General features: G+C 66.6%; 12 protein-coding genes and 1 pseudogene. 7 read left to right on the top strand and 6 right to left on the bottom strand.

The features are described from left to right. Positions 1–2: 2 nt before the first annotated feature. The gene (locus G9465_RS00930) at positions 3–164 is read right to left on the bottom strand and encodes a hypothetical protein (protein ID WP_166966672.1); all 162 of its coding nucleotides are present in this window, start codon (positions 162–164) and stop codon (positions 3–5) included. 86 nt (positions 165–250) lie between these two features. Here G9465_RS00930 and G9465_RS25480 point away from each other — a divergent pair, with 86 nt between their 5' ends. After that, positions 251–385, top strand: coding sequence for a zinc ribbon-containing protein (locus tag G9465_RS25480; protein ID WP_227015661.1), 135 nt, complete (start codon positions 251–253; stop codon positions 383–385). Between the two features lie 9 nt (positions 386–394). Here the strand turns inward: G9465_RS25480 and G9465_RS00925 are convergent, their stop codons facing one another. Further along, a complete protein-coding gene (locus tag G9465_RS00925) occupies positions 395–754 on the bottom strand; it encodes a DUF5658 family protein (protein ID WP_166966670.1) in 360 nt (119 codons plus the stop codon). Positions 755–893: 139 nt separating this feature from the next. Between G9465_RS00925 and rpl18a the strand changes: the two genes are divergently transcribed. The 5 genes and pseudogenes from rpl18a (at position 894) to G9465_RS00900 (ending at position 6,259) form a co-directional block, all read left to right on the top strand. Then, the gene (gene rpl18a / locus G9465_RS00920; protein ID WP_166966668.1) at positions 894–1,067 is read left to right on the top strand and encodes a 50S ribosomal protein L18Ae; all 174 of its coding nucleotides are present in this window, start codon (positions 894–896) and stop codon (positions 1,065–1,067) included. Further along, positions 1,067–1,522 carry a prefoldin subunit alpha gene (gene pfdA, locus G9465_RS00915; protein WP_166972821.1) on the top strand — a complete coding sequence of 152 codons (456 nt, stop codon included), beginning with the start codon at positions 1,067–1,069 and terminating at the stop codon, positions 1,520–1,522. The genes rpl18a and pfdA overlap by 1 nt, the downstream gene beginning before the upstream one ends. Before the next feature lie 7 nt (positions 1,523–1,529). Then, positions 1,530–2,741 (top strand): signal recognition particle-docking protein FtsY, encoded by a 1,212-nt coding sequence (ftsY, locus tag G9465_RS00910; protein WP_166966666.1) that lies wholly within the window; start codon positions 1,530–1,532, stop codon positions 2,739–2,741. Between the two features lie 222 nt (positions 2,742–2,963). Next, positions 2,964–4,683: pseudogene (locus G9465_RS00905) on the top strand (nitrite/sulfite reductase). Then, positions 4,676–6,259, top strand: a complete 1,584-nt coding sequence (locus tag G9465_RS00900) for a Coenzyme F420 hydrogenase/dehydrogenase, beta subunit C-terminal domain (protein ID WP_193571721.1) — start codon at positions 4,676–4,678, stop codon at positions 6,257–6,259. The pseudogene G9465_RS00905 and the gene G9465_RS00900 overlap by 8 nt, the downstream one beginning before the upstream one ends. Positions 6,260–6,281: 22 nt before the next feature. Here G9465_RS00900 and G9465_RS00895 read toward each other — a convergent pair whose 3' ends face one another. The 4 genes from G9465_RS00895 to G9465_RS00880 all read right to left on the bottom strand — a co-directional run bounded on the left by G9465_RS00895 (position 6,282) and on the right by G9465_RS00880 (position 10,533). Next, positions 6,282–8,120, bottom strand: a complete 1,839-nt coding sequence (locus tag G9465_RS00895; RefSeq protein ID WP_166966664.1) for a methyl-accepting chemotaxis protein — start codon at positions 8,118–8,120, stop codon at positions 6,282–6,284. A gap of 396 nt (positions 8,121–8,516) precedes the next feature. Beyond that, positions 8,517–9,167, bottom strand: coding sequence for a bifunctional 4-hydroxy-2-oxoglutarate aldolase/2-dehydro-3-deoxy-phosphogluconate aldolase (locus G9465_RS00890; RefSeq protein ID WP_166966662.1), 651 nt, complete (start codon positions 9,165–9,167; stop codon positions 8,517–8,519). A gap of 45 nt (positions 9,168–9,212) precedes the next feature. Beyond that, positions 9,213–9,587: a cupin domain-containing protein gene (locus tag G9465_RS00885; protein ID WP_166966660.1), complete on the bottom strand. Its 375-nt coding sequence runs from the start codon at positions 9,585–9,587 to the stop codon at positions 9,213–9,215. A gap of 37 nt (positions 9,588–9,624) precedes the next feature. Beyond that, positions 9,625–10,533, bottom strand: a complete 909-nt coding sequence (locus G9465_RS00880) for an AEC family transporter (protein WP_166966658.1) — start codon at positions 10,531–10,533, stop codon at positions 9,625–9,627. 106 nt (positions 10,534–10,639) lie between these two features. Between G9465_RS00880 and G9465_RS00875 the strand changes: the two genes are divergently transcribed. Further along, positions 10,640–12,037 carry a signal recognition particle protein Srp54 gene (locus tag G9465_RS00875; protein ID WP_166966656.1) on the top strand — a complete coding sequence of 466 codons (1,398 nt, stop codon included), beginning with the start codon at positions 10,640–10,642 and terminating at the stop codon, positions 12,035–12,037. The last annotated feature ends 4 nt before the right edge of the window (positions 12,038–12,041 follow it).

Raw genomic sequence — 12,041 nt, 5'->3', positions numbered from 1 at the left:
TCTCACGACGGGTGCTGGTGACTGAGTCGCTCTGCGACGACGCCCGGCACGGGCATCCCGCAGTCCGAACAGACCCACGTGCGTCCCGTCCCACTCCGCTCCCGAGTCATGTCCTGCCGATAGCGGAGCGTCGCCCCACAGACGCACTCGTACGTCGTGGCCATGTGTGTTGCTTGGGCCGGGACCGGCTAAACTCGCTCGCCCCCACCTCGTGTCAACTGTTAATATCTGTCGGCGTGAACGTTCGTCCATGGTCCAGCGAGAGCCGTCTGCGACAGGCCGGAAAGTGCTCGTCTGCCGGAAATGTGAGTACAGGACGGACGTGCTTCGGCCGTCCTGTCCGGAGTGTGGCGGCGACATGATCGCCGCTGCCCGCGAGGAGTGACCGGTCGACTCACACCGACGCCAGCGTCATCGCGTTCGACGCGACGACGGCAAGCGACACGAGGGCGAACGCCGTGAGGACGGCCGTCGCCCGCCGGTCGTCGAACCACGCCCAGCAGACGACGACCACGACGAGCGCACTGAACTTCAGCAGGCCGACGCCGGGCGTGCCGTACGTCTCGATGAATGCCCGTGCGACGGCGTTGCCCTCGGTCAGACCCCGTTCGAGGCCGACCATCGTCGTCACGATGTCGAACAGCGACGCGAGGATGACGACCGCCCAGAGCACGGCGTGTGATTCCGAGAGCTGTCGATCCAGCGGCAAACGACCCCCCGTGTCGCGCTCGAACGGTGAACGGTCGGGATCCACCTGTCTCGTCCCGTTCGACGCTGCATGCGATAATAAAGGTCGACTGTCTCTGCCGGCGTCGTTCGCGAGGCACACTGAGCGGGAGGGCAAAACGCGAGGAAAGGGAAGATACTTCCCTGTCCTGCCCGCACCGAATGGTATGAGCACGTACACTGTCCGCGGTAGCTTCCCGGCCCGCGACGGGCCCCAGGAGTTCGAGACAGAGGTCGAGGCACCGAACGAGAACGTCGCCGAGGAGCGCATCCTCAGCAACCTCGGTTCCCAGCACAACCTCAAGCGCACCCAGATCACCATCGACGAGGTGGCAGCATGATGGGTGGCGGTGGCGGCGGTCAGATGCAGCAGATCTCCCAGGAAATCGAGCAGATGGACCAGGAGATAGAGGCGATCCAGAACGAAATCGAGAGTCTCCGACAGGAAAAGACCGAGGCCGACGAGGCCATCGAGGCCATCGAGACGCTCGAATCCGGATCGACCGTGCAGGTCCCGGTGGGCGGCGACGCCTACATCCGCGCGACCGTCGACGACATCGACGAGGTCGTCGTCTCGCTGGGTGGCGGCTACGCCGCCGAACGCGACCAGGAGGGCGCCGTTAGCTCCCTCGAAACGAAAAAGGAGACGCTGGACGACCGCATCGAGGACCTCCAGTCCGAAATCGCCGAAGTCGAAACCGAAAAGGAGGAACTCGAACAGCAGGCCCAGCAGATGCAACAACAGCAGATGCAACAGATGATGCAACAGCAGCAAGAAGAGCAGAGCGACGAGTAAGGCCGCCATGTTCGACGGACTGAAGGACAAACTCAGCGGCTTCACCAGCGACGTCGAAGAGGACGTCGACGAGGAGGCCGTCGAGGAGGAACCCGCTGAGGACGACCCCGTGGCGGCGGACGCCGACGAGCACGTTCCCGAGGGCGGACCCGGCGAGGAGACGGTCGAACCGACGGCAGAGGCGGTCGCGTCACCGGAGACGACCGCAGACGTCGACACGGCGGCCGAGGAACCGCCGGGCGGCGTCGAACCCGCCGACTCGTCGCCCGAGAGCGACGCATCTGCCGAGGGCGACGAACCGGACGAGAGCGAGGCGACCGACGACGGCGGTAGCCGCAGTCTGACCGAGAAGGCCAAGATAATGGCCACTGGGAAGACGGTCATCGAGGAGGAGGACCTCCAGAAGCACCTCGACGACCTCGAGCTGGCCCTGCTGTCGAGCGACGTCGAGATGACCGTCGCCAACGAGATTCTGGCCGGCGTCGAGGAGAACCTCACCGGCCAGACCCGCCGCCGCCTGTCGAGTACGGGCAACCTCGTCCGGGACGCGCTTCGCGAGGCGCTGTACGACGTTATCAGCGTCGGCCAGTTCGACTTCGGCGAGCGCGTCCAGCAGGCAGACAGTCCGGTCGTCATCGTCTTCACCGGCGTCAACGGCGTCGGGAAGACGACGACCATCGCCAAGATGTCGAAGTACTTCGAGGACCGCGGCATGTCGACGGTACTCGCAAACGGCGACACGTACCGGGCCGGCGCGAACGAGCAACTCCAGAAACACGCCGAGAACCTCGGGAAAAAGATAATCACTCACGAACAGGGCTCGGACCCGACGGCAGTCGTCTACGACGCCGTCGAGTACGCGAAGGCCAACGACGTGGACGTGGTGCTGGGCGACACCGCCGGCCGTCTCCACACCTCGGACGACCTGATGGCCCAACTGGAGAAGATAGACCGGAACATCGACCCGGACATGACCATCTTCGTCGACGAGGCCGTCGCCGGGCAGGACGCCGTCAACCGCGCCCGCGAGTTCAACGACGCGGCGGAAATCGACGGGGCGGTGCTGACGAAAGCCGACGCCGATCCGCAAGGCGGTGCGGCCATCTCCGTTGCCCACGTCACCGGCAAGCCGATTCTGTTCCTCGGGACGGGGCAGGACTACGACGACCTCGAACCGTTCGACCCCGAGCGAATCGTCGACAGCCTCTTCGACGAGTAGCCGCCGCGACGTATCGGCAATTATTTCCACAACCGACGACGCTGAGCGACAGGTAACAGCCGGCCCTCGCCCCCGATCGGCCGACGGCAGCGATGGCCGCTCTACCGAATACCGGCAACATCATCCTCGTCGAGGGAGGTGGGGCCGTATTCGCCGCCAGGGGCGCGTTGATTGTGCGTGGTGTTGTGTACCATAGTACGACCCCCCAGAGGTGGACTTCCAATGAACACTGTCGAACGATGGAAACAGGAGAAACACCCACTCGACGTCGTCGAGGACGTCAAGCGGTACGCCGACGCGGAGATGACCTTCGAGGAGATAGAGGCCGCGGCCGGCGACGGCGAGTGGGAGCGCCTGAAGTGGGCGGGGCTGTACGCCCACGGCCGGCAGGACGAGTACTTCATGCTACGGACGAAGGTCCCCGGCGGCCGCCTGACGCCCGAACAGGCCCGCGTCGTCGGCGAGGTGGCCGAGGAGTTCGCCACCGCACCCGAGGAACACGGCGGCGCCGACCAGAACGCGGTCTGGGGCGACGCCTTCCTCGACATCACGACCCGGCAGGACGTCCAGATGCACTGGATAGAAGTCGAGGACGTCCCCGAGATATGGGCCCGCTACGACGAGGTCGGACTGACGACGATTCAGGGTTGTGGCGACTCCGCGCGCAACGTCCTCGGGTGTCCCGCCGCCGGCCTGAACGACCACGAATGCTTCGACGCCCAACCCGTCGTCGACGCCGTCTCGGAGTACTTCACGGAGAACCGCGAGTACGCCAATCTCCCGCGGAAGTTCAAGATGACTATCACCGGGTGTCGGGCCGACTGCGCCCAGTCCCAGATAAACGACGTGGGGATGACGCCCGCGAAACGTGAGGTGGACGGCGCGCCACAGTACGGCTTTCACGTTCGTGTCGGCGGCGGCCTCTCGGACGGCCCCCGGATGGCCTCGGACCTCGACGTGTTCGTCCCGCCGGAAGACGCCGTGGAGTTCTGCCGGGCCGTCGCCCAGACGTTCAAGGAACTGGGCGACCGGACCAACCGCGGCGTCTGCCGGATGCGCTACCTCGTCCAGCAGATGGGCGCCGAAAAGTTCGAGGAGGCAGTCAGGGACCGCTGTACCGTCGACTTGCCGACCCGCGGGTCCGACCTCACGGAGGGGTACCGCGGCGACCACGTCGGCGTCCACGACCAGCGCGAAGACGGCCTGAAGTACGTCGGCTTCAACGTCATCGCCGGGCGGATGGGCGGCGACGAGTTCGCTGCGGCGGCCGACGCCGCCGAGACGTACGGTACCGACGAGGCGTCGGTTCGGCTGGCGACCGACCAGAACTTCCTCGTTACCCACGTCCCCGAGACGCACCTCGGCGACCTGCTGAACGAACCGTTCGCCCGGAACTACCGGCCCGACCCCGGCCCGTTCTCCCGCGGCGCCGTGGGCTGTACCGGCTCCGAGTTCTGCAACTACGGCATCATCGAGACGAAACAGCGCGTCCGTCGGTGGGCGAAGGCGCTCGACAAACGAATCGACACGCCCGACGACCTCGACGTGGTCCGGATGCACATGTCCGGGTGTTCGGCCTCCTGCGCCCAGCCACAGATAGCCGACATCGGCTTCCGCGGCGAGACGGTCCAGATAGACGACCCCGAGGGACCACCAACGAGGAAGGGACAACATCGTCGAGGGGATGGATTTCGGCCTCGGCGGGAGTCTGGGGTCGGACAACGAGTTCCTCGACTGGGTCGAACACGCCGTCCCGGCAGACGCCGTCGTCCCGGCGCTGGAAGAACTGTTCGAACGCTACGCTGCCGAGCGCGAGGACGACGACCGCTTCTATCAGTGGTGCCGCCGGGTCGGGAACGACCGGCTACGGCGGATTATGCAGCGAGCGGACGCCAACGTCGCCGGCGGCGTGGCCCGCGAGGAGGTGGCCGACGATGACTGAGCGCGAGCGAGACGAGCCACAGGTCGCGCCGGCCGACGCCGCTCCGGAACTCGTCGAACAGTCCCGACCCGTCGAGGGACCCGACGACGAGCGCCGCCTCGTCACCGACGGCGGTCGGGACACCGGACCGTTGCCGGGCGTTCCGGCGACAGACTCGGCCGACGACGGCTGTGGGTGCGGCGACTCGTGTGGCTGTGGCGGTCACGACGAGGCCGTCCGGTCCGACGGCGGCGCCACAGCGAGCAACGTCGACGAGCACGGCAAACTCAAGCCCGTGGAGTTCACCGAACCTGCCGCGGGCGTCAGTCAGGACGTCGAGGGCGGCCGACCGGACGAGCGCGTGAACGTCCCCGAGGGCGTCGAGTTGGACACGCCGGGATACGGCATCCGCGCCGAGATGAGCGACATCGAGGAACCCGACGGGAAGACGTGGTTCATGGAACTCGACGAGGCGGTCATTCAGGACGACCGCTGTATCCAGTGTGGTACCTGCGTCGCCGCCTGCCCCAGCGACTCCATCGGCATCGGCGACGACGACCTGCCGAAACTGGTCAAGATGTGCACGGGGTGCTCGCTGTGCTGGGACATGTGCCCGCGCGGCGGCCTGCGCTACGAGCGCCAGTGGAAGATTACTGGCGGCGAGGACAACGTGAAGGGCGCCGGCGACCCCATCACGGAGTTCTCCGCGAAGGTCGAAGACGACTGGCGCGAGAACGCCCAAGACGGCGGTCTGGTCACGTCCGTACTCTGTCACCTGCTTGAGGCCGGCGAGATAGACGGCGCGCTCATCGCCACCGAGAGCGACGAGGAGACGTGGAAAGCCGAGTCGTTCCTCGCGACGACGCCCGAAGAGTGCATCGAGAACGCCGGGAGCTTCTACAACCAGACGTTGGCGCTGGGCAATCTGGACCTCTCACAGTGGGCGCACAAACTCGACGTGCCGCTCTCGGAGGCGTCGCTCGCGCTCGTCGGCACGCCGTGTGAAATCGAGGGTATCCGCGCCTTACAGGACTTCGAGTGGGACTACGCGGCCCAAGAGGACGGCGTCCGGGCGATCGACTACACTATCGCCCTGATGTGTACGAAGAACTTCAACTACTACTCGCTCATCGGCGAGCAACTCGCGGAGAAACGGGACATCCAGCCGGAGGACATCGGCAAACTGGACGTCCTCGACGGCGAGATGCGGGTGTACGACCACGACGGGGACCCCATCCTCGTCGAAGACGTCGAAGCGTTCCACGACGCCGCTCTCAAGGGGTGTGACGAGTGCGCCGACTTCACGGGCTACTGTGCGGACCTCACCGTCGGCTCCGTCGGGTCGAGCGACGAGTACTCCTCGGTCATCGTCCGGACCGAGCAGGGCCTCCGGGCCTGGGAGTTGACCGAACCGGACCTCGACTACCACGACTTAGAGGACCGCAGTGCCATCGGCGGCCTCCAGAGCTGGGACAAGAAGAAGGCCTTCGAGTCGCTGCAACGGCCGTTCGACCCCGACGCACCGCGGTTCATCGACTACGAGGACCACGCCGAGCAGTACGGCACGGAACTGCACCCCCACGAGGCCGACCACTGATGGCGGCGTCTGCTCGGCGGCGTCAGTCGTCCGTCTCGCCCAGCGAGGGGCCGCCGGTGAAGACGAACTGGTGTTCGGCTTCCGTCTCGAAGCGGTCGAGCACGTCGTACAGCGGTTTGACGTAGCGGACGAGTTCGTCGGCCCGCTGGCTGACTTCGTTGAGTTCGGCGGCCTGTTCCTCGGCGGCCCCGGCGACGTTCTCGGTTTCGGACATCGTGTGGTCGGTCGCGGTGGCGACGTCGTTGAGCGTCCCGGCGACCTCGACGAGGCTGTCGCGAGCGCGCTGTACGTCGCCCTCGTCGAGTGCGGTGACCGCCGCGTCCACCGTCTCGGTGGCCTCCTGCAGGCGCTCGCGCTGGACGGTAGCGTCCTCGGAGATCTTCTGGATAGACTCGGCCACCTGCTCGGCGGCGTCCGTGACGCTGGCGGCGCTGGCTCCGACCACCTCCCCGGACTCTTCGACCTGTCCGGCGAAGCTCTTGAGTTGACCGGTCGTCTTCTCAAGTTCCGCAATCATCTCGTTGAAGTCAGTCGCGATGGCGTCCATCGCGTCGTGTTGGCCGTCGGTCTCCATGCGCTGGGTCAGGTCGCCGGCGGCGGCCTGTGCCATCACTTCGGAGTACGTGGCGGCCTTCTCCTGCAGATAGGCGTTCGTCTCGACGACCTCTTCGTGGGCGACTTCCGCGCGCTTGCGCTCGCGTTCGGCTTCGTCGATACTGTCCTGTAAGGCGTCTCGCATCGCCCCGAACCCGTCGTAGAGGCGCCCGACAGTGTCGATGCGGTCGGACTCGATTTCGACGTCGAGTTCGCCCGCCTGCATCCGTTCGGTCTTGCGAGTCAGGCGGTTGAGCGCGCTGGCAGTGTTGCGACCGAGGACGGCGCCGATGGCCCCGACTGCGGCGATGCCCAGCACCGTCGCCAGCAGGCCACGGTCGGCGACGCTCCGGACGGTGCCGTAGGCCGTCTGGACGTCGGTGTGGACGAGCACGACCCAGTCCGTGTCCAGCACTTGCGCGTAGCCGACGACGTACTCCTTGCCGGCCATGCTCGCGGAGCCATCGAGCGCCGCGTTCGCGGGCCCGGCCCGGAGCGCACCGGGATCGGCGGGGCCGCTCTCACGGGCCGCGGCCGGCGCGCCGTTGTCCTCGCCGTAGGGCTGGAGGAACAGGTCGGTGTTCAACTGGTGGAACAGGACGTCGTTCGAACCGTCGACCACGAGCGAGGTGCTACTGCCGGTGCCCGAGAGCGTCCCGGTGCGCTGTTGCAGCGGGACGGTGTATATCACCACGTCGCCGGCCCCGTTGTCTGCGGGCGTGACGTAGGCGATGCGTGGCTGTGGCGATTCGAGCGTCGGCGTGTCGGTGTAGGCCTCGGTGACGACCGTCCCGGACCCGCCGTCGAGGGCGGCCCTGACCGTTGCGTTCAGGATGTCGACGGACTCGCCACGGTAGTTCGACTTCGTCGAGGCGGCGACGACGCCCTCGTCGGTGTCGACGTAGTGGAGGTTCGGCTGGTCGTCCCCGTCGAACTCGCGTTCGCGTAGCTCTCGATCGAACTGCGATTGAATCGCCGAGACGTTTCCGGCCCGGACTGGCCGTGAGCGGGCCATCGTCTCGACGAACAACGAGTTCTGCGTGTTCCAGTTCGAGAGGCTATCGGCCTCCTGCTTGGCCGTCGTCGCGTGTTCGTCGAGCACCTGCTGTTCGAACTCGGCGGTCATCTGCTGGGTACCGACGGCCCCGACGCTCCCCACGAGAACGCCGATACACAGCAGCGCGATGAAGAACTTGAGCGCGAAACTCCGGCGGACGAACGCCGGCGTCACCGACCGAACGACGCTCAGGATGTCGTCGTCGCTCATCCGTTCACCCGCCGAACTGTGTCTCTTCGCTCGGCTGAACGCCCCGATATGGTTCCGACGCGACCCCACCGCGCCGACGCTGTTCCCCTGACCGCATCGCCATCCGTCACCATGGGGAGAATTTGTGAAATACTATTTCATAATTGTTTCTATACGTTCGGACAGTGAGCGCGAGTGCTGTCCGCTGTCGACGTCGCGACGAAAAAACAACACCTGCGCGGCCGTCTCCGATCGTCCCGCGCTCCCCGACGTGCAGGTTCTCGTTCTCGCTCTGCGGTTCCTGTCGTCACCGCGTCGCTTTCGAGGGCCGCTCACTCCGTTCGCGCCCCTCGCTACCGCTTACGTGTCGTTCCTCCCCGTTCGCGTTCGAGACCCCTCCCTACGGTCGGGCTCTCGCTACTCTCTGGCGGCCTCGACGGCTTCGACGAACTCGGCGGCGCTCTCCCGGACCTGCTCCATGTCGTCGTTCTCGATGGCCTCGTAGTCGACGAGCGCAGAGCCAGCGCCGACGGCGACGGCACCCGCATCGAAGTACTCCGCGACGTTGTCCGTGGAGACGCCGCCGGTCGGCATTATCGGGACGTCGCCGAGCGGTCCCTGGAGCGCGCCGATGTGGCCCGGGCCGACGGTCGAGGCGGGGAACATCTTCAGGATGTCAGCGCCGGCTTCCATCGCGTCGGCGGCCTCTGTGGGCGTCATCACGCCGGGGACGCAGACGACGCCCTCGCGGTTGCAGACGTCGACGACGTCCTCGTTTAGGTTCGGGGCGAGGACGAACTCCGCGCCGGCCTCGATGACGTTGCGCGCGGCGGCGGCGTCCATGACGGTGCCGGCGCCGATGACGGCGTCGGTGCCTTCGAGTTCCTTGTCGACGGCCGCGATCATGTCCGAACAGCGCTTGGCGTCGGCGGTGAGTTCGAGCGCTGTGACACCGCCCTCGTGGACGGCTTTCGCCACGTCGACCATCTTCTCCTCGGGAATACCACGGAGGACGGCCGTGACGCCGCTGTCTACGAGTTTCTGCTGGACTGCCTGTTTGTTCGTCATGAGAGGGTCTGGGCGGGGAGGGGGCAAAAGCGTAGGTGAAAGCCGTCAGCCGTCGGCGTCGTAGGGGAGCGCGATGTCCGTCTTCGGCGCGCCGGCGCCGAACACCGTCACTGGCCCATCGGCGTCCTCGGGATTGAACGCCCGGTGTGGACTCTCTGGCTCGGCGACGAACACGTCGCCCGCCGGTACGACGAACTCCTCGTCTGGCGTCTCGACGCGGAGCGTCCCCGAAACGACGTAGAACAGCTCCTCGCGCTGTCGGTGGTAGTGGTAGGTTCGGGGCAACTGCTCGCCGGGTGCGATCTCGTAGGTGGCGGCGTGGAGCGTGTGGAGTTCGGCGGCGTCGGAGATGCCTCGGCGGTCGCAGGGGTAGTCCTCGGTCTCCGGGAGGTCGTCGGGGTCGAGGTGGTGATAGCCCATAGCGGTGGTGGGGACGCCGGCGGGCAAAAGGATGTGGTCACCCGAACAGCCAGACCAGCACCGACAGCGTGCCAAGCGAGGCGAGCGTCGTCGTGAAGACGTTCAGCGACGCGAACGCCTCGTCGCCGCCGAGTTCGCTGGTGTAGACGTACGTCGAGACGGCCGTCGGGACGCCGAGCATCACGACGGCCGCGGCCAGCGCCGTCGGGCCGAGACCGAGCGCGGAGAACACCAGCCACGCCAGGACGGGCATCCAGACGACTTTCATCGCGACGACGCCGACGCTCTCGTCCAGCGAGGACGGCGAGAGGTCCGTGTCGAGGGTACCGCCGACACAGACGAGCGCCAGCGGGAGTGCGAGCGTCGAGACGGCTCCCAGTCCCGTGAGGACCGTGGCCGGAACGCCGACGCCGGCCAGCGAGGCGAGGATGCCGGCGGCGAGGGCGACCAGCACGGGGTTGGTCAGCAGTTCCCGGAGCTCTCCCGCGAGCGACGCCTCGCTGTCGTTGAATCGCACGAGCAGGAAGACGGTGATGGGGACGTGGGTCAGCGCGCCGACGCCGAGGACGACGCTGGCGACGGCGGCGGCCTCGCCTCCGAGCGTCGCGGCCACCAGCGGGAGGCCGAGAAAGCCCATGTTCCCGTGGTAGGACTGCACCATCGCGACGCTCCGGCGGGCGTCGCTGTCGTAGTCGCGGTGGACGACCCACCCGACGGCCACCGTCAGCGCGAGCACCAGCCAGAACCCGCCGAGCAGGGCCGGCGAGACGAGTTCGGCCAGCGGCCGGTCGTACGTCGAGGCGAACACGAGCGCCGGGAGGGCGACGTAGAAGGCGACCCCGGTCAGCAGGCTCGTCCGCTCCTCGTTCAGGACGCCGACGCGACGCAGTCCGACGCCGGCGGCGAGGAAGGCGAGCATGTACGTTAGCTGTCCGAGAACGGGCATACCGGTTCCAGCCGGTTCGACCTCTTGTCCCTTTCGTCCTTGCCGTGGCGCCGACTCTCGGTGACAACAAGCCTTTACCCGTGCGGTCGCGTACCTCGGCACAACAATGGTACTCGACGATCTTGGGAGTTCACTCCGCGGAACTCTCGACGACCTCCGGGGGAAGTCCCGAATCTCCGAGGAGGATATCGAGGACGTCGTCAAAGAGATACAGCGGTCGCTGTTGCAGGCCGACGTCGACGTCTCGCTGGTGCAGGAGCTCTCACAGAACATCAAGACGCGCGCGCTCGAAGAGGAGCCACCGGCCGGCACCACCCCTCGCGACTGGGTGCTCCGAATCGTCTACGAGGAACTGGTCGACCTCGTCGGCGAGTCGACGGACCTCCCGCTGGAAGAACAGACGATCATGCTCGCCGGCCTCTACGGGTCGGGGAAGACGACTACCGCCGCGAAGATGGCGTGGTGGTTCTCGACGAAGGGGCTTCGACCGGCTATCATCCAGACGGACACCGACCGCCCCGGCGCGTACGACCAGGCCAAGGAGATGGCCGACCGCGCCGAGGTGGAGTTCTACGGCGACCCCGACGAGAACGACCCCGTGAAGATCGCCCGCGAGGGCCTCGACGCGACGCAGGACGCCGACGTGCGCATCGTCGACACGGCGGGTCGTGACGGGCTGAACGCGGAACTCATCGAGCAGATAGAGCGCATCGAACAGGAGGTCGATCCGGACCGGAACCTCCTCGTGCTGGACGCGGCGATGGGCCAGAGCGCGAAGAGTCAGGCCGCGGACTTCCAGGAGGCCATCGGCATCGACGGCGTCATCATCACGAAACTCGACGGGACGGCGAAAGGTGGCGGGGCGCTCGCCGCCGTCGACGAGACGGACTCGACCATCGCCTTCCTCGGGTCCGGTGAGACGGTCAAGGACATCGAGCGCTTCGAGCCCTCGGGGTTCATCTCCCGACTGCTCGGGATGGGCGACCTGAAGCAACTGACCGAGCGCGTCGAGCGGGCGATGGAGGAGACGGGCGAGGACGAGGAAGACTGGGACCCCGAGGACATGCTGGAGGGCCAGTTCACCCTCAAGGACATGCGCAAGCAGATGGAGACGATGAACAACATGGGGCCGCTCGATCAGGTGATGGACATGATTCCGGGGCTGGGCGGCGGCCTGATGGATCAGTTGCCGGACAACGCCATGGACGTCACCCAAGAGCGGATGCGTGACTTCGAGGTCATCATGGACTCGATGACGGAGGAGGAACTGGTGAACCCCCGCGTCGTCGGCCAGTCCCGCACCGAACGCATCGCTCGCGGGTCCGGCAAGCCTGAAGAGCGCATCCGGGAACTGCTCCAGCAGCACAAGCAGATGGAGCAGATGCTAAAGCAGTTCCAGGGCATGGGCGACGGCGACATGGAGCGCATGATGAAACAGATGCAACAGGGCGGTGGTGGCGGCGGTATGGGCGGCATGGGCGGCGGCGGTCCGGGTCCGTTCTGAGAGC

This window comes from Haloarcula sp. JP-L23 (assembly GCF_011602445.1).
GTDB classification, from domain to species: domain Archaea; phylum Halobacteriota; class Halobacteria; order Halobacteriales; family Haloarculaceae; genus Haloarcula; species Haloarcula pellucida.
The sequence above is the reverse complement of the archived record's forward strand: the minus strand, read 5'-3'. Positions and strand labels throughout refer to the sequence as shown.

Bases quoted from the DNA above. Each gene is read 5' to 3' on its own strand.
- G9465_RS00930 (WP_166966672.1), bottom strand. From the start codon at position 164: ATGGCCACGACGTACGAGTGCGTCTGTGGGGCGACGCTCCGCTATCGG.
- G9465_RS25480 (WP_227015661.1), top strand. From the start codon at position 251: ATGGTCCAGCGAGAGCCGTCTGCGACAGGCCGGAAAGTGCTCGTCTGC.
- rpl18a (WP_166966668.1), top strand. From the start codon at position 894: ATGAGCACGTACACTGTCCGCGGTAGCTTCCCGGCCCGCGACGGGCCC.
- pfdA (WP_166972821.1), top strand. From the start codon at position 1,067: ATGGGTGGCGGTGGCGGCGGTCAGATGCAGCAGATCTCCCAGGAAATC.
- ftsY (WP_166966666.1), top strand. From the start codon at position 1,530: ATGTTCGACGGACTGAAGGACAAACTCAGCGGCTTCACCAGCGACGTC.
- G9465_RS00900 (WP_193571721.1), top strand. From the start codon at position 4,676: ATGACTGAGCGCGAGCGAGACGAGCCACAGGTCGCGCCGGCCGACGCC.
- G9465_RS00895 (WP_166966664.1), bottom strand. From the start codon at position 8,120: ATGAGCGACGACGACATCCTGAGCGTCGTTCGGTCGGTGACGCCGGCG.
- G9465_RS00890 (WP_166966662.1), bottom strand. From the start codon at position 9,167: ATGACGAACAAACAGGCAGTCCAGCAGAAACTCGTAGACAGCGGCGTC.
- G9465_RS00885 (WP_166966660.1), bottom strand. From the start codon at position 9,587: ATGGGCTATCACCACCTCGACCCCGACGACCTCCCGGAGACCGAGGAC.
- G9465_RS00880 (WP_166966658.1), bottom strand. From the start codon at position 10,533: ATGCCCGTTCTCGGACAGCTAACGTACATGCTCGCCTTCCTCGCCGCC.
- G9465_RS00875 (WP_166966656.1), top strand. From the start codon at position 10,640: ATGGTACTCGACGATCTTGGGAGTTCACTCCGCGGAACTCTCGACGAC.